Below are 16,706 nucleotides of genomic sequence, written 5' to 3' on the forward strand. Positions count from 1 at the left end.
CGGCCTACCAAGCGGACCCTGATTGACCCATGGCGCGTCCCCTTCCCGATCTCACCGCCGATCCCGCCCGGGACCACAAGCGCGCGGTGCTGGATGCCGGGGCTGTTCGGGATGCCTATCGCCGCTGGGCCGGGGTTTATGACGCGGTCTTCGGCGGCGTCTCCTCCTTCGGCCGCAAGCGGGCCGTGGCAGCGGTGAACCGCCTGCCGGGGAGCCGCGTGCTGGAGGTGGGGGTGGGCACTGGCCTCGCCCTGCCGCGCTATGGGGCGGAGAAGCGGGTGGTCGGTATCGATCTTTCCCGCGAGATGCTGGAGAAGGCGCGGGAGCGGGTGGCGGCCGAAAAGCTCTCGAATGTCGAGGGGCTGGTCGAGATGGATGCGGAGCGCATGGCCTTCCGCGATGATTCCTTCGATATCGCGGTCGCGATGTTCACGGCCAGCGTGGTGCCCGATGCACGGCGCCTCTTCGCCGAGATGTCGCGCGTCGTGCGGCCGGGCGGACAGCTTCTTTTCGTGAACCACTTCGCCGCGCAGGACGGGCCCCGCTGGTGGGTGGAGCGGACCATGGCCCCGCTCTCCCGCGTGCTGGGCTGGCATCCGGATTTCGCGCTGTCGGATCTGCTGGATGCGGATGCGCAGGTGGTGTCGCTGGAGGCTTGCCCGCCGGCCGGCCTCTTCACCCTGGTGCAGGTGCGCAACAACCGGGCCGTGCAGGCGCTGGCGGCCTGAGCCGGGCGGCCCCGCGCCGGGGCCACCCGCTACCACGGGTGCGGCCGGACCTCCGCTACTGCACCTTGATCTCGCGCGAGCGGATCACCTCGCGCCACTTGGCATTCTCGGCCGCATTATAGGCGTCCCACTCCTCCGGCCGCTGCGTCTCCGGCGTCACCGCCAGGGCGGCCAGACGCTCGCGCGTCTCGGGCGCGGTCATGGCGGCGCGCGCCAGCTCGTTGATGCGCGCGACGATCGGCGCCGGCGTGCCGGCGGGGGCAAGGAGGGCGATGTGCTCCACCGCCTCGTAGTCCGGGTAGCCCTGCTCCCGGAAGGTCGGGATCTCCGGCGCCACGGGACTACGCTCGCGCGAGGAGATGGCGAGGGGACGGAGCTCGCCGGACTGGATCAGGGGCAGCAGGCCGGAGGCAGCCTGGATGACCATCGACACCTCATTCTGCATCGTCCCCTGCACGGCCTGGGCACCGGCCCGGTAGCCGACATCGTTCAACCGGATACCGGCGGCCTGGAGGAAGAGCTCGGTGGCGAGATGGGTGGAACTGCCCGTGCCGGAATTGGCATAAGTCATGCTGGCGCCCGGGCGCTTCGCCATCTCGATGAACTCGGCCAGCGTACGGGCCGGGGAGGATTTCGGCACGACCAGGATCATCGGCTGCGCGGCGATCAGGCCGATGCCGGTGAAGGCGCGGTCGTTTTCATAGGGCAGCTGGTAGAGATGCGGCGCCATTGCATAGGTGCTGATGGTGCCCACCAGCAGCGTGTAGCCGTCCGGCCGTGCCCGGGCGACGGAGGCGAAGCCGATCGTGCCATTGGCGCCGGCGCGGTTGTCGATAACGAAGGACTTGCCGGTGTCCTGCGAGAGCCGCGCGGCGAGGATGCGGGCCACCGCATCGGTGGAGCCGCCGGCCGCCCAGGGAACCACGAGGGTGACGGGGCGGCTGGGATAGGAGTCATCGGCCTGGGCCATCGCATCGCGCGCGCTGGCCAGGTTCAGCAGGGGCAGGCCAAGCGCGGCCAAACCGAGATTGCGGCGGGTGAGCATCTTCCGGCGTTCCTCGCGTCCCGCCTCACGCGGGTCGTTCGGACGCCTGAATGTCACGGTCGGCAGGCGGCGGGAAGGCGGTTTCAGCCCGCCAGCGAAGCGCCCGGCGCGTGCGGGTCCAGCGCGGCATCCGGCAGCGGCATCACATGGCCGGACCAAGTCCAGACCAGCGCGCATTCCACCCGCCGTCCAGGCCAGGCGGCGCGCAGCACGGCACGGTAGGCGGCCATCTGGCGGAGATACGCCGGTGCCACACGCTCCACCGTCTCGGGTGGCGGGCGGTTGGTCTTGTAGTCGATGACCAGCACGCGGTCGGGCGCCACGTGCAGCCGGTCCACCTGGCCAGCGATGGGAATGCCATCCACCACCCCGGCCAGGGGCGCCTCGGCGAGGCTGCCAGGGCTGAAGGCGCCGGCAAGGGCGGGGTGGCGCAGCACGGCCAGGGTTTCCGCCAGCGTCGCCTCCTGCTCCGAGGGATCGAGGCCATGGCCGGGTCGCGCGAGGTGGCGGCGAGCCAGTTCCTCCCAGCGATCCTCCTCATGCTCGGGCAGGTGCTGGAGCAGGCCATGAATCAGCAGCCCGCGCCGGAAGCGGCGGCCGCCGGGATCCCCGGCGCCATGCGGGGCGGCGGCGGGGGTCTCAGCCTCGCCCTCCAGGCGGGAGGGGGCGATGGGGTCCTCACTGGCCTCCGGGGAGGCCTTCTGCGTGGCCCAGTTCGGGAGGATGGCGGCCTCGGCGCGCAGGGCCGGAGGGTCCAGGCGGGGCTCGGCCTCCTGGGGTGAGGCGATCTCCCAGCCCTCCTCGCCGAAGCCGCAGCCGGCGGGCAGGCCGAGCGCGGTGGGATCGAAGGGCACGCGGGCGAAGCCAGGCTTGCCGCTCTCCAAGCCCCGGAAGAACCCGTCCTTCACCAACTGGTGCCAGGTGGGATGGGCCGGTGCACGGGCAGGGGCGAGGCCGCAGACGATAAGCCGGTCCTCGGCGCGGGTGAGGGCCACGTAGAGGAGGCGGTTTTCCTCCTCCGCATCCGCCTGGGCGCGGGCATCGCGGGCGCGGGTCCAGTGGGCGGCCTGGAATTCCTTACGGGGCGCCCAGAGCGGGATGTCCGGCGCATTCGCGCCTGCTCTGCTGACAGCGTCGCGCGAGGCGCCGCTCCAGAGGAGCGTGTCACGCGCGCCGCCGCGTCCGATGTCGGGGATGATGACCACCGGGGCCTGGAGGCCCTTCGAGCCATGCGCGGTCATGATGCGCACGGCGTCGGCGGCATTCTCCATCTCACGCTTCACCTCGGCTCCGCCGCGGCGGAGCCACTGCACGAAGCTTTGCAGGGAAGGCGCGTGGCGGTTCTCGTGGCGCAGCGCGGCGGAGAGAAGTTCGTCCAACGCCTCCGCGGCTTCCGCGCCGAGCCGCGTGAGGAGGCGGGCGCGGCCGCCATGCTCGCCCAGCGCTTCCGAAAGCAACGCATGCGGGGTGATGAGGTCCGCGCGGTCGGCCAGGGCGGCGATCCAGCTGGCGGCGCGGCCGATCGGCGTGTTCTCTTCGCGGTGCTTGATCAGGACATGCCAGAGCGGGCCCTCGCGGCCATGCGCGAGGGTGAAGAGATCATCCTCCGACAGACCGACCAGCGGCGACTTCAGAAGCGCGGCGAGGGCGAGGTCATCCTCCGGCAGCAGCAGCACGTCGCAAAGGGCGAGCATGTCGCGCACAGCGATCTGCTCCACCAGCACCATGCGGTCCACGCCGCCCACAGGAATGCCGCGCTGCTTGAGCTGGCGCACGAGCAACTCGATCAGCCGCGTGCGGCGGCGGACGAGCACCATGACATCGCCGGGGCGGATCAGGCGGTCGCCACGCGCGGGCAGGGTCTCATTCGCGATCATGCCGGCGATGCGGGCAGCGATGGCCTCGGCCAGCAAGGCCTCGGCGTCCTGCGCGGCCACTGGCTCGCGCGGCACGATCCAGGGTTCCGGCGCATCGGTGCTGGCGCGTTCCAGCAGCGGCCAGATCTCGACCTTTCCCGCATGGCCGGCGCGGTCGGCGGAGTGTTCGAGCACCATGCCGTCGCGCACCACGCCGCGGCGCGCCTCGCCCTCGGCGAAGACGTGGTCCACGAGCGAGAGTACGGGCGCGCAGGACCGGAAGGAGACGTTCAACGGCACGCGCTCGAACACTGCGCCGCCGCGCGTCACCTGGTTGTCGAAGCGCATTTCCCATTCGGCGAAGCCGCGCGCATCGGCGCCCTGGAAGCCGAAGATGCTCTGCTTCTCGTCACCCACGACGAAGAGGGTGCGCTGCCCGGCTTCCTGGGTACCGTTGCCGGAGAAAAATTCCTCCGCGAGCGCCTGGGCGATGCCCCATTGCGCTGGGTTGGTGTCCTGCGCCTCGTCGAGAAGCAGGTGGTCCAGACCGCCATCGAGCTTGAACAACACCCAGGCGGAGCCGGGATCGCGCAGCAGGGCCTGGGCGCGGTGGATCAGGTCGTCGAAATCCAGCGCGCCGCGGCGCTGCTTGCGGGCGCGGTAATCCTCCAGCACCGGACGCGCGGCGGAGAGCAGCGATCCCGTGGCGCTGAGCAGGCGGTGCGACGCCCAGCGCGACAGGATCTGCTCCACCCGCGCCATTTCCCGCGCAAAAGCATCCTCCTTCGCCAGCGCGGCGCGCGGCTCGCCCTTCTGGGTAAAGAGCGCCATGTGCCAGGAGGCCCAGCGCGCGTGGCGCGTGTGCTCGGGCTCGGAAAGGATGGAAAGCAGCGTCGCGGCCGCCTCGCGCGGGCCCTTGTTCTTGTGCTGCGCCAGGGTGGCCAGGGCCTCGCGGAAGGAATCCGGCGGGCAGACGATATCGGCCGGAAGCGTGTCCTCACTCTCGCCGTCCGGGATCTCCAGACATTCGCGCAGGGCGTAGACATGGCCGTCGGCGCGTTCCAGCAGCGCGCGCAGCCTCTCGCGCTTGCCGACCAGCTCGCGCAGCGCCTTGGCCAGGCTGTCGGCGGAGACGAGGCGGGCCAGGCCGGCCAGCGCTTCCTCGGGGATGGCGCGGCCGGCCAGCGCCGCCTCGCGCGCCTCGGCCAGCAGCGTGGCGCTGTCCGCCTCCTCCAGCAGGGTGAAGGCGGGGGGAAGGCGGGCTTCCAGCGGGAAGCTGCGGAGAAGCGATTGGCAGAAAGCGTGGATGGTTGCGATGCGCATCCCGCCCGGCTGTTCCAGCACGCGACAGAAGAGGCGGCGTGCTGTCCCGATCTCAGCACGCGTGGGCGGCTGGCCGGTCAGATCCTCCAGCGCCTCGCGCAGCTTCGGCTCGGGCAGGACGGACCATTGGCCCAGCCGCGCGGCAAGGCGCGTCGCCATTTCCGCGGCGGCGGCCTTGGTGAAGGTCAGGCAAAGGATGCGGCCGGGCTGCGTGTCCTCGCGCAGAAGCAGGCGCAGCACACGGTCCGTCAGCACCTTCGTCTTGCCCGAGCCGGCGGAGGCGCCCACCCAGGCGGAGATGCGCGGGTCGGAGGCGGCCTGTTGCGCGTAGCGGGCGCGGACGCGCGCAGAGAGGGCTTCGTTCACGCGTCACCCTCCCCCGCGCCGCCCCATTCGGCAAGGCGCGAGAGGTGGTCATACTCATCGCCCCTGGGCGCGCGCGCGGGATGCGGGCGCGCCAGGAAGGGACGATCGCCCAGCAGGAATTCCGTCACGAGGCCGTTCAGCGCCTCGAAGGCTTCCTCACCCACCTCGGGAAGGGTGGAATCCTTGGGGCGGAAGGGCGCCACCGTGCCGGCCTCATAGCCGCCGGAGACGTGCCAGTGCTCCACGGACGCAACCTCGGCGGCAGGAATGCCCGCGAAGCCGCCGCGCGCCGCCATAGCAGCTTCCAACGGCATCTGCGGCGCACGGCCATCGGCCATTTCGGCATTGCTGGGCGGCGCGCCGGTCTTGAGGTCGATCAGAACGAGGCGGCCATCCTTCATGACGTCCACCCGATCGGCGCGGCCTTCCAGCCGCACGCCACAGGGAAGCTCGATGGCGCCGCCGATTTCCGCATGGCGCTTCGCCACGCCGTCACGCGCGCGCTCCGTCTCCAGCACGAAATCCGCGATGCGGGCCAGGCGCGGGCGCCAATAGGCGACCAGGCCGGGGCGCGGCGCGAATTCGGTCAGGGCGTCCTCGATGGCAGCGGCGAAATGCGTGACGGCATCAATGCAATGCGGGTCGCCATCGCAAAGCGTCAGCCAGCGCGAAACCATGGCATGGACGATGTTGCCGTACTCCGCCGCATCCGCCTCGGCATCAAGCTCATCGAGCGGCTTCAACTTCAGGATGCGCTTGGCATACCAGGCATAGGGATCGGATTTCAGCAGCCAGACATCCGTCACGCTGATCCGGCGCGGGCGCAGCGCGGCGGGCGGGGATGGCGCGGGGCGCGCACAGGGCTGCGGGCGCTCCGGCATGTCCAGCAGGGATGCCCAGCCCGTGGCGGGAGAAGCCTCCAGCCCGCCGAGATCCTGTCCCTTCAGGAAGGTGTCGATCCGCGTCAGCCAGCGCGCCGCCACGGTGGGCGATCCGCCGCGCTTGCGGGCGCGGGAGAGGGTGGCGCGCGGCGCAGCCAGGGCGGAAAGGAAGAAGTCGGCGCAGACACGACCGATGCGGGCCTCGGGCGCGGGCAGGCCGAAGGCGGTGCGCATGGGGCGGCTCATCCAGGCACCGGGATCGGTGGCCAGCGGCCAGACGCTTTCCTCCAGCGCGCCGAGTACGACGCGGTCGAAGCTCTGCAGCCGCGCTTCCAGCAGGCCCAGGATCTGCACGCGCGGATGCGAACCGCCCTTGCGGCCGCGCATGGTCCGCACGCCCGGGGCCAGCGGACCTTCCAGCAACGCGTCGAACAGCGCGGGCCAGGCAGCGGCCTCCAACGGCGGCAGGGCGCGCATGGCCGGTTCGAGTCCGGCGAGGTGGACGGCCAGCGGCTCGCCCTCCTCACCCCGATAGAGGCGCAGGCCGCCCGGCAGTTCATCCGTGGAAGCCAGGGCCTCGGCGGCGGAAAGGTGATCGGCAAGGAGATCGGAAGGCGGACGCACCTCGCGCTCCAGCGCGCGAAAACTGCCGAGCGCCGTTTCCAGCGCGTCCAGCATCGCGCGGACCCGCTCGCGCGGCTCCTCGTGGCGGATCGCCTCGGCGGCGCGGCGCAGCCCGTCCAGCCCGGCGCCCGGGCGCGGGCCGCGCAGGGCGTAGCGCTCCAACTCGCGCACAGCGCGCATCCAGTCGGACCGGGCCATCCCGCCGGAACAAAGCGGGTGCTTCAGGCAGGCGAGCAGCGGGACGGGGGCGAATTGCTCCTCCACCATCCGGCCGATCAGCCGCAGGAAGGCGCCGGCCGGGGTCATGCCCAATGGCTGACCGGCGGAATCATCGGCCAATATGCCGTGGCGCAGCAGTTCCACGGAGACGCGGCGGGCCAGGTCGCGGTCCGGCGTGATCAGGGCCGCGCGGGCGCCGGGGGTTTCCAGGGCCTCGCGCAGCAGCAGGGCGATGGCAGCGGCCTCGCCGGCCTCGTCGGGGGCGGTCAGCAGGTCCAGCCCGGCCAAAGCAGGGCGCCAGCGCTCGGGCTCGCGCTCCTGCCAGCAGGCGATGCCGTCTTCCGGGCGCAGGGAACGGGCAAGAAGTTCGGCACGGGCCTCGTTCGGGGCGGGAGCGTCGGGCGAGCGATAGGGCCAGGGGCGCAGGTCATTGGCCGTCGCGTCCATGCCGCGCAGCAGGCGGGCGGTGCCGTTTAGCGGATGGCTATGGGCGTCGCGAAGGGCGTCCCACAACTCGGGCGGCAGCTCCTCGCCGGGGCCGTGCAGGACGACGGCGCCCTTCTCCATCCGGGCAATCTGGCGCAGCAGGTCGGTGGCGGCCGGGATGGTGCCGCCGATGCCGATGCCCGCAGCAATGACTGGATCGGTGGGCGGGCGCTTCCTCCAGGCCTCAGCCTGGGCGCGCAGCACCGCCACGCGGCGGGCGCCGATATCGGAAAGGCCCTGCTCCTCCAACCAGGAATTCCAGTCCTGGATGACGGCACCCAGGAACCTGTGGGTGATCTCCCAGTGCTGGGCCAGGTCGCCGGTCACGAGGTCCGGCAGGCCCGCGGGATCGCAGCCCTCCAGCGCCATCTCGTCCAGCAGGGTCGCCAGTTCCTGCGCCAGGCGCCAGGCCTGGTCGGGGCTGCCGGGGCCGCCGAAATGCGGGGGCAGGCGCATGACCATCTCGGTCAGCACCGCGAGGCGCCGGGCCGCATCCACCGCGGGCGGCTGGTCCAGAAGCGCCGGGAGCGACAGCTCCTCCGCATCCTCGGTCGACAGGCCGGCCAGGGCGCGCAGGCGAGGCAACAGCAGCGCCGACTTGCCGGAGGCGCGCAGGAAAGCCTCGCGCAGCGACCGTGCGGCGCGGCGGGTGGGCAGCAGGATGGTGGTGCGGGCCAGCGCCGCCGGGTCGTCCGGATCCGCGGCCATGGCGAGCACGCCATGGGCGAGATCGTCCAGGAACGGACGATGAGCCGGGATTTCGTACAGCCTCACCGAATCCCCCGTGCCCTGCGCCTGCCGGCCCCCGCCGGAAGAACAGGGCTAGAACAGCTTCACCAGCCCCTTGTCCAGCAAATCCTCCGCCCGTTGCAGGTCCGGCGGGGTGGAAAGGTGGAACCAGGCGCCATCATGCACGAGACCGTAGAGGCGCTCCGCCTCGATCGCGCGCATCCAGGGGCCCATCAGGCCGAACCTGCCGGGCTCCGTGCCATCCAGCAGGCGCGGATGGAGGATCTGGACACCGGCATAGAGATAAGGGGCGATTTCGCGCTCCTTCGGACGGCGCAGGCGGCCGAGGGGGTCCAGCAGGAAGTCGCCCATCCCGACCTCGCCCTCCACCGTGGCGGCGCGGACCATCAGGAGCAGGCCATCCATCCGCTCCTCGTCGAAAGCGGCGGCAAGACGCGCCAGGGCGGGGGTGGGACCGTCCAGCCAATAGGCGTCGCCATTCACCACGGCGAAGGGCCCCTTCCCCAGATGCGGCAGGGCGTTTCGGATGCCACCGCCGGTTTCCAGCAGCTGCTCCTCCACCAGCACGGTGCAATGGGGCCGCGTGCGCGCCTCGCAGGCGGCGATGATCTGGGGGGCGAGGTGATGGGCGTTCACCACCACCTCATTGATCCCGGCATCGGAGAGCCGGTCCAGCGCATGGTCCAGCAGGGACCGGCCGCGCAGGGCGAGCAGGGGCTTGGGCACGGCCTCGGTCAGCGGGCGCATCCGCGTCCCGAGCCCGGCCGCCAGCACCATGCCATGAGTCAGGCGGATCATGCGGCGGGTTCCATGTCAGGGTTAGCGCGCTTCTCGCGCGGCACGTATTCGTCGAGGAAAGCAGCGAGCGGCGCCGTCGCCGGATGGCGCAGGGCCTGGTCCAGCAGGCGCCAACAGCGCGGGCCGTGGCGGAGGTAGTGCGGCTTTCCGTCGCGCCGGTCCAGACGCACCCAGAGCGAGGCGACGCGCAAATGGCGCTGGGCGGCCATGACGGCGGTGGCGGCCTCGAATCCGTCCCGGTCCAGGCCGGGCCGCGCTTCCATGTAGCAGGCCGTCGCGGCCTCCCGCACCGCCTCCGGCACGTCACGGCGGGCGTCCTGCAGCAGACTCACCAGGTCATAGGCGGGGTGGCCGTATCCGGCGTCCTGGAAGTCGATGATGCCGACCGAGGCCGGGCCGGGACGCTCCGGCAGGGGAAGGAGATTGGCGGGAAAGTAGTCGCGATGGACGAAGGCGCCGGCCCCCTCGAAGGGGGCAAGCATGACGCGCATCGCCGTGAAATAGGCGTCCCGCTGGGCCGGGCTGGGATCGGAGCCCATGGCGGCGGGCCACCACCAGTCCAGGAAGGTGGCGGCGGTGGCTCGGGCCATGGCCTCGCCCTCCCAGGCCGGGAGGCCGGCGGGGGGCGGGGCCGCGTGCAAGGCGGCCAGGGTTTCGGCCGCGGCCAGATAGAGCGGCAGGGGATCGGTGCCGGCATCCAGCAGCGTGGCATGGGTCGGCTCGCCCAGATCCTCCAGCAGCAGCAGGCCAGCGGGCGGGTCGGCGGCCAGCACCTCGGGGGCGGAAAGGCCGATGGCGCGGATATGGTCGGCGATCGCCATGAAGGCGCGCAGGTCGCCCTCGGCGGAAGGCAGGCCGACGGCGGCCGCGCCTGAGCCGTCCATCAGCAGGGCCGGGCGCGGGCCGCCCTTAAGCCGGATGTAGCGGCGATGCCCGGCATCGCCGGGCAGTGGAAAACGGGCCGCGCCGGCATAGCCATGGGTTGCCAGGAAGGTATCGGGGCTCATGCGGCCACCAGGGCGTTGAGGCGGGCGGCATCCCAGCCCGCGAGAGTGGCGATCCGGGCATCAGGCGCCTCGGCCGGCGCCAGGGTAAGCCGCAAGGCATCAGGCGGGGTATAGGGGCCGAGGCGGTCGGGCCATTCGACCAGCACAATTCCCTCCCTTGCCTCCTCCCAGCCCAGCTCCGGCAGGGCATCAGGCCCTTCCAGCCGGTACAGATCCATGTGGTGCGCCACGCCCTCCGGCAGGTCATAGGACTGCACGAGGGTGAAGGTCGGCGAGGGCACCTCCAGCCCCGGATTGCTGGAAGCGGCACGCAGGAAGGCGCGGGCGAAGGCGGATTTGCCGGCACCCAGTGGCCCGTCCAGAAGAATGGTATCGCCCGGCCGCGCCAGCCGTGCCGCACGAGCGGCAAGCGCCTGGGTCGCCGCCTCGTCGGGCAGGGAAAGGGTGATCGGGGCGGTCATCAGCACCCCCAATCTGCCCCCGGGGCCAGGATGGGGGCAAGCGCGGCGGACGGAACGCAGCATCGCGGAAACCGGATTGCCGACCTCCGGTTACCCTCTGCATCGGCGGCCCGCCCGGTCGCCTCCAGATAGGGATTTTCACCATGCGTCTCCTCCGCGCGGCCCTGATGCCGATGCTCCTCCTCGCCACCCTGGCCGCCTGCACCGGCGGCAACCGGACCTTCGGCGAGCGCGCCCGCGACACGATCGACCCGCCGAGCGGGCCGGTGGAGTCGACAGGACGGGCTGTGGACCGGGCCATCGACCGGGTACGGCCGAACTGATCCTGGGGGATCGGTCCGAGGAGGCACCGTCCGCCCCTTCAGATCCCCCGGCCGGGAAGTCACAGGGCTTCCCGGCCCCCGCGCCGGGCGTTTAAGGGCCGCGGGGCGTTAGAGCCGATCGCTGGGTCCGGGGTGGCCATTGCCACCCTGGTCCTGAACGAAACTTCGCTTTGCCTGGGTTCCACGGGGCAAAGCCCCTTGGGGCGACCCGCCTTCCCGCCCTTCCCCTCGCGCTGTATCACGCCTCCCCTCACCGCTGACGGGGACGCGCCGCCACATGACCGCGCATATCGAGACCGACGTCGCCATTATCGGCGCTGGGCCGGCCGGGCTGTTTGCCGTGTTCGAATGCGGCATGCTGCGGATGAAATGCGTGGTGATCGATGCGCTGGAGGCGATCGGTGGCCAGTGCTCCGCGCTCTATCCGGAAAAGCCGATCTTCGACATCCCGGCCCATCCGCGCATCGCCGGCGGCGACCTTATCAACGAGTTGGAGAAGCAGGCGCAGCCCTTCGCGCCGATCTACCTGCTCGGCCGCCGCGTGGAGCGGCTGCTGGAGGAGGACGGGCACTTCACCCTCGGCACGAGCGAGGGGGATAGCGTGCGGGCCAGGGCAGTGATCCTGGCCGCCGGCGCCGGCGCCTTCGGGCCGAACCGCCCGCCGCTGGAGGACCTGACGCGCTACGAGCAGTCCGGCGCGGTGCGCTACATGGTAACGCGGCGAGAGGATTTCCGCGGCAAGCGCGTGGTGATCGCGGGTGGCGGCGACTCGGCGGTGGACTGGGCACTGTCTCTGAAGGAAATCGCGGCCAAGGTGACGGTGGTGCATCGCCGGCCAAAATTCCGCGCGGCGCCGGAGAGCGCGGCGCAGCTTGATGCGGCAGCGGCGAAGGGGGAGCTGGATCTGGCCATTCCCTACCAGCTGCATGGGCTGAAGGGCGATGGCTCGGCCCTGACGCATGTGACGCTGGCCACGCTGAAGGGCGAAGAGCGCGACATCGAGGCGGACCACCTGCTCGCCTTCTTCGGCCTGTCGATGGAGCTGGGCCCGATCGCGGACTGGGGGCTGGGCATGGAACGTAGCCATGTGACGGTGGAACCCTCCACCTGTGAGACCTCCCGCCCCGGCATTTACGCCATTGGTGATGTCGCGACCTATCCGGGCAAGCTGAAGCTGATCCTGCAGGGCTTCTCGGAAGCGGCGATGGCGGCGCATGCCATCCATCCGCGCGTTCATCCCGGCGAGGCGCTGCATTTCGAGTACTCCACGTCGAAGGGGGTCCCGGTTCATGGCTGATGGCAGGCTCGTCATCGGGACGAAGCGCTATTCGTCCTGGTCGCTGCGAGGCTGGCTGGCGGTGCATCTCGCCGGGCTGGATGTGGAGGAGGTGCTGATCCCGCTTACGGGTGGCGGCAACACCAAGGCCATCAAGGCGGCGACCCCGGCGGGGCTGGTGCCCTATCTGGAGCACCAGGGCGCGCGGGTCTGGGAAAGCCTGGCGATCTGCGAGTATTGCGCGGAATTCGAGCCCTCGCTCTGGCCGCAGGACCGCGTGCTGCGCGCCCTACTGCGGAGCGCGGCCTCCGAGATGCATGCGGGCTTCCGCGGGCTGCGCCAGGCGATGCCGATGAATCTCGGGCGCGACTTCTCGGGCCTTGGCGGCACCTCGGACGCGCTGGCGGACATCGCGCGGATCGAGACGGTCTGGGCGCAATGCCTGGATGCCAGCGGCGGGCCCTTCCTGCATGGCGCGGCCATGGGCGTGGCGGACATCATGTACGCGCCGGTGGTGACGCGGTTGATCACCTATGGGCCGGCGCTTTCCGCGCGCGGCAAGGCCTATGTGGAGGTGGTGCGCGCGCATCCGCTGGTCGCCCGCTGGTATGACGAGGCGGCGCAGGAGCCCAAGGAGTGGCTGCTGCCGCATTACGAGGCCGGGCCTGCTGCCTGATGAGCAGCGCGACCGGGCTGGATCATGTCGGCGTCTGCTCCCATGACGCCGGGGCGCTCTGGGGCGCCTATGAGCGGCTCGGCTTCGCGCTGACGCCCATCGCCCGGCAGTCCCGCGGGGACGAGCCGCTGGGCACGGCCAATCGCTGTGCCATGCTGCGGCGGGGCTATATCGAATTACTGGCGGTGGTCGATCCCGCGCTTCCGGATAACGGGTTGGGCGCGATGCTCGACCGCTTCGAGGGCGCGCGCATCCTCGCCCTGGGCATGCAGGATTCCGAGGGCAACCTGGCAAGGCTTCGGCGAGCCGGGCTGGAGATCCCGGGCGTCTCGCCCCTCTCCCGCCCCGTGGAGCCCGGTGGCCCGATCGCACGCTTTGAGCGGCTGCCGCTGCCCGAGGCACCGGAAGGCCGCGTGCAGCTCGTGCGGCACCTGACAGCGGAGGCGATCTGGCAGGAGCGCTGGATGGCGCATCCGAACGGCGCGCAGGAATTGCGGGCCGCGATCATCGTCTCGGACCAGCCGGCCGAAAGCGCCGCGCGCCTTTCCCGCCTCTCCGGCCTGCCGCTGGAGCCGGACCCGGCGGGCGGCTTCGCCCTGCCGCTGCCTGATGGCGCGCGGGTACGGGTGCTGGCGCCGGAAGTGTCGGCCGCGATCCTGCCGGGGGTGGTCCCCCCTGCCCTGCCGGCCCTCATGGGCATGGTGCTGGGCGTGGCCGATCTGGATGCCACGCGCCGCGCCCTGGCCGGTGTTCTGGTGATCGAGACGCCGGGTGGCGTCATGGTGCCGCCCTCCCAGGCTGCCGGCTGTGCCGTGATCTTCACGGCATGAGCGGCGCGCGCGCCATCGGGGCGTCACTCCGGACCTATTACGCCAAGGGACGGGCTGCGGCGCTGGATGCCTTCCTCTCGCGCTTTCTTGGGCCGGGGGAGCTGGGCTTCGACGTGGGCGCGCATGTCGGCGACCGCGCGGCCAGCTTTCGCCGCCTGGGTGCACGCGCCGTGGCGGTGGAGCCGCAGCCGGCCCTGCTGCGCGTGCTGCGCCTGATCTTTCGCGGGGATAACGGGGTGGCGCTGGTGCCCGCCCTGGTGGGCGCCGAGCCGGGCGAGGGCGTTCTGCGGCTGAACACGCGCAACCCCACCGTCGCGACCGCCTCTGATGCCTTCGTGGCCGCCGCCCGGGGTGCTGAAGGCTGGGAGGGGCAGGAATGGGATCAGGCGATCCCGCGTCCCGTCACCACCCTGGACGCGCTGGCGGCGGTGCATGGCCAGCCGGATTTCATCAAGCTGGATGTGGAGGGCTTCGAGGCCGAGGCGCTGGCCGGCCTCTCCTTCGCGCCCCGCTCCCTGTCCTTCGAGTTCACCACCATCCAGCGCGGCGTCGCGGCGGATTGCCTGGTGCGGCTGGCGGCGCTCGGCCCCTATCGTTTCAACGCGGCGCTGGGGGAGGATATGCGGTTGGCCCTGCCGGCACCGGCCGAGGCCTTGGCCATGCGGGACTGGATCGCCGCCCTGCCCCACCGGGCAAATAGCGGCGATGTCTATGCCAGCCTGGAGCCGGCGCGGATCACACCCTGATGCAGTTCGAAGCCTTCCTGCCGCATCTCGGCTTCGCCGCGTTGCTGGTGTTGCTCTCGGCCGGGGTGGTCCGGCTGCTGATCGCTTTTCCCATGCTGGACGACCCGGCGCGCCGCGCCGCCACCGCCCATACGGTGCCCACGCCCCGGGGCGGCGGCCTGGGTATCGTGGCGGCCTTTGTGGCGGGGATGGTGGTGCTCTACGGCACGGCCCGCTTCGCGCGGATCGCGGAGCCGGAGTTCATTGGCACGATCCTGGCCGCCATCGCCATTGCGGTCGTGGCGCTGGCGGATGACCTGCGGGATTTCCGTTTCATCGTGAAGCTCGCCGCCCAGGCAGGCGCTGCGCTGGTGGCCATGCAGAGCGGGCTGGTGGTCACGCGGCTGGCCATTCCCTGGGTGGGGCTGGTTGACCTGGGGATCTGGGGGCCACTGCTGACCCTGTTCTGGATCGTCGCTTGCACCAATGCCGTGAATTTCATGGATGGAATGGATGGGCTGGTCGCCGGGTCGCTGCTGGTGGCCTGCGCCGCGCTCTGTTTCATCGGGGCGCGGCAGGAAGCCTGGTTCGTCTATGCCGCCGCGCTGTTCCTGACGGCGGGGCTGCTGGGCTACCTGCCCTACAACCTGCACCCCGCGCGCATCTTCATGGGCGATGTGGGCAGCCAGTTCCTGGGCTTCATTCTCGCCGTGCTGGCGGTGGCGTGTGCGCGCTTCGACACGGCGCAGCTTTCCTTCCTGATCGTGCCGTTGCTGCTTTTCGCGCATCTGTTCGACACGGGCTTCACCCTGGTCCGCCGCGTGGTCATGGGGGAACGGCCGAGCACGCCGCACCGCACGCACCTTTACCAACTGGCGCAACGTTCCGGCATGTCCGTGCACCAGGTGGCGGCGGTGCATGGCGCCTTCGTGCTGTTCCAGGCCGGGCTCGCCCTGGCCTTCCCTGGCCTGCCCGCCGAGCTGAAGCCCCTGGTGGTGCTGCCGCCCCTGGCGGTGCAGCTTCTCTGGCTGGCCTATGTCGCCCGGCGGGTGAGGCGGGCGGGGCTCAGTTGGCGGGCGGGCTGATCACCTCAATCACCATCGGCCGCCGGTCCATTCCCACCCATTGTTCCGAGCGCCAGATGGCGCCGGTTTCGGCATCGGCCCAGTAGTGGTTCACGAAGCGGGCGCCGCCGCCGCAGCGCTCCTCCACGAACAGCCCTTCGGGCACCCGCGCCGCCCTCATGCGGCATTCCAGGGCGATGCCGAAGCGCATCCGGTTCGGATCGCGGGATGCCGGGATGAGGTCGACCACCCGCCTCGCCATGGCCGGGCGCTCCACCAGCGCCGTCACGTCGTCCAGCGGGTCCGGGTTGTCGAAGCGGGTGGCGGCCAGATTGGTGACGGTTCCCGCGGTGGCGACCACCCGGGCCCCGTCCGTGGCGACCACCGTGCCGTCGTCGGAGCGCCACATGCGCTGCTCGCCGTTGCCCTGGATCATCGTCAGCACTTTGCGCTGGCTGCCATAGCTGACGAGCAGGGCGGGGCCGTCCGTCACGGCCGGCCCTGTCTCCGTCTCAATCTCCGTGAGGATGCCGTCCGGCGCCTTGTGGCGAGTGGGGGCCAGGCCGTCCTGGCGGGGCGGCAGGAAGACGCTGGCGCGCAGGATGTTCTCGGCCGAGCGGCCCATCTCCCCCATATCGGCGGCCTCGCAGGCGGCCAGAAGCAGCGGGAGGAGAAACAGGGCACGGCGCATCGGGGCAGAGGATAGGCCGGGCTGCCGCCTCACGCATCACTGAATTGTGAAAATCGCCTCAGCTCACCTTGATACCCGTCAGCCCCGCAGCCAGCGCCGCACGGAGATCCGGGAGGGCGAGGGCAATGCAGCCCTCGGTCGGCGCATAATCAGGCCGGGCGACATGCAGGAAGATCGCGCTGCCCCGCCCTTTCACCACCGGGGCGTCGTTCCAGCCGAGCACACCGACGATGTCATAGAGGGAATCGCTGCGCCACAGCTCCTCATGACGCCCGGCATAGGGAAGGGTAACGGGACGATTATAGGCGGGATCCGCCGGATCGTCGCACCAGCCATCGGTCGGCGCGATCGGCTCCACCGGCACGGCGCAGCGCGGCGCGGGGCCCCGGTCGGCCCGGTAGAGCACGCGGCGCAGCGGCAGCACGGCACGAGGTGTGGCGCCATCCCCCTCCTGCTTGTCGGCGCGGATGCCGCCGCGACCGATGGCGCAGCGCCAGCGGTCGCGCAGCAGGACAAGGAACTGGCCATCGAGACGGGCGGTGGTCATGACGCTTTCCTGGCGGAAGAAAGCGCCGGG

Annotated in this window: 15 protein-coding genes; 7 read left to right on the forward strand and 8 right to left on the reverse strand. The window is 71.1% G+C overall.

The window, feature by feature from the left end:
* The first annotated feature begins 29 nt into the window (after positions 1-29).
* Positions 30-728, forward strand: coding sequence for a class I SAM-dependent methyltransferase (locus ACO1BU_RS10700; protein WP_424135927.1), 699 nt, complete (start codon positions 30-32; stop codon positions 726-728).
* 55 nt (positions 729-783) lie between these two features.
* On the opposite strand, the gene ACO1BU_RS10705 is transcribed toward ACO1BU_RS10700, so the two are convergent.
* From ACO1BU_RS10705 to tsaE, 6 genes are read right to left on the reverse strand one after another with little or no spacing between them, the layout of a single operon-like run.
* Positions 784-1,830, reverse strand: coding sequence for a Bug family tripartite tricarboxylate transporter substrate binding protein (locus tag ACO1BU_RS10705; RefSeq protein WP_424135928.1), 1,047 nt, complete (start codon positions 1,828-1,830; stop codon positions 784-786).
* A gap of 26 nt (positions 1,831-1,856) precedes the next feature.
* Positions 1,857-5,318: a double-strand break repair helicase AddA gene (gene addA, locus ACO1BU_RS10710; protein WP_424135929.1), complete on the reverse strand. Its 3,462-nt coding sequence runs from the start codon at positions 5,316-5,318 to the stop codon at positions 1,857-1,859.
* A complete protein-coding gene (gene addB, locus ACO1BU_RS10715; RefSeq protein ID WP_424135930.1) occupies positions 5,315-8,302 on the reverse strand; it encodes a double-strand break repair protein AddB in 2,988 nt (995 codons plus the stop codon). Before addB ends, addA begins: the two co-directional genes overlap by 4 nt.
* Before the next feature lie 48 nt (positions 8,303-8,350).
* Positions 8,351-9,076: a nucleotidyltransferase family protein gene (locus ACO1BU_RS10720; protein WP_424135931.1), complete on the reverse strand. Its 726-nt coding sequence runs from the start codon at positions 9,074-9,076 to the stop codon at positions 8,351-8,353.
* Positions 9,073-10,083, reverse strand: coding sequence for an aminoglycoside phosphotransferase family protein (locus ACO1BU_RS10725; RefSeq protein ID WP_424135932.1), 1,011 nt, complete (start codon positions 10,081-10,083; stop codon positions 9,073-9,075). Before ACO1BU_RS10725 ends, ACO1BU_RS10720 begins: the two co-directional genes overlap by 4 nt.
* Entirely contained in the window at positions 10,080-10,544 is a 465-nt protein-coding gene (tsaE, locus tag ACO1BU_RS10730) for a tRNA (adenosine(37)-N6)-threonylcarbamoyltransferase complex ATPase subunit type 1 TsaE (RefSeq protein ID WP_424135933.1), read from the reverse strand. The genes ACO1BU_RS10725 and tsaE overlap by 4 nt, the downstream gene beginning before the upstream one ends.
* A gap of 143 nt (positions 10,545-10,687) precedes the next feature.
* Between tsaE and ACO1BU_RS10735 the strand changes: the two genes are divergently transcribed.
* The 6 genes from ACO1BU_RS10735 to ACO1BU_RS10760 all read left to right on the forward strand — a co-directional run bounded on the left by ACO1BU_RS10735 (position 10,688) and on the right by ACO1BU_RS10760 (position 15,459).
* Complete coding sequence (locus tag ACO1BU_RS10735; RefSeq protein ID WP_377115864.1) at positions 10,688-10,867, forward strand: hypothetical protein; 180 nt, start codon at positions 10,688-10,690, stop codon at positions 10,865-10,867.
* Between the two features lie 277 nt (positions 10,868-11,144).
* Positions 11,145-12,164, forward strand: coding sequence for an NAD(P)/FAD-dependent oxidoreductase (locus ACO1BU_RS10740; protein ID WP_424135934.1), 1,020 nt, complete (start codon positions 11,145-11,147; stop codon positions 12,162-12,164).
* Entirely contained in the window at positions 12,157-12,819 is a 663-nt protein-coding gene (locus tag ACO1BU_RS10745) for a glutathione S-transferase family protein (RefSeq protein ID WP_424135935.1), read from the forward strand. Before ACO1BU_RS10740 ends, ACO1BU_RS10745 begins: the two co-directional genes overlap by 8 nt.
* Positions 12,819-13,649 carry a VOC family protein gene (locus ACO1BU_RS10750; RefSeq protein ID WP_424135936.1) on the forward strand — a complete coding sequence of 277 codons (831 nt, stop codon included), beginning with the start codon at positions 12,819-12,821 and terminating at the stop codon, positions 13,647-13,649. Before ACO1BU_RS10745 ends, ACO1BU_RS10750 begins: the two co-directional genes overlap by 1 nt.
* The gene (locus ACO1BU_RS10755; RefSeq protein ID WP_424135937.1) at positions 13,646-14,395 is read left to right on the forward strand and encodes an FkbM family methyltransferase; all 750 of its coding nucleotides are present in this window, start codon (positions 13,646-13,648) and stop codon (positions 14,393-14,395) included. The genes ACO1BU_RS10750 and ACO1BU_RS10755 overlap by 4 nt, the downstream gene beginning before the upstream one ends.
* On the forward strand, positions 14,395-15,459 hold the full coding sequence (locus tag ACO1BU_RS10760; RefSeq protein WP_424135938.1) for a glycosyltransferase family 4 protein: 1,065 nt from the start codon (positions 14,395-14,397) through the stop codon (positions 15,457-15,459). Before ACO1BU_RS10755 ends, ACO1BU_RS10760 begins: the two co-directional genes overlap by 1 nt.
* Here the strand turns inward: ACO1BU_RS10760 and ACO1BU_RS10765 are convergent.
* A complete protein-coding gene (locus ACO1BU_RS10765; protein WP_424135939.1) occupies positions 15,440-16,129 on the reverse strand; it encodes a YjbF family lipoprotein in 690 nt (229 codons plus the stop codon). The genes ACO1BU_RS10760 and ACO1BU_RS10765 overlap by 20 nt on opposite strands.
* Positions 16,130-16,187: 58 nt before the next feature.
* A complete protein-coding gene (locus ACO1BU_RS10770; RefSeq protein WP_424135940.1) occupies positions 16,188-16,676 on the reverse strand; it encodes a L,D-transpeptidase family protein in 489 nt (162 codons plus the stop codon).
* Positions 16,677-16,706 lie beyond the last annotated feature (30 nt).

Source organism: Roseomonas chloroacetimidivorans (assembly GCF_049629625.1).
Lineage (GTDB): Bacteria > Pseudomonadota > Alphaproteobacteria > Acetobacterales > Acetobacteraceae > Roseomonas > Roseomonas chloroacetimidivorans.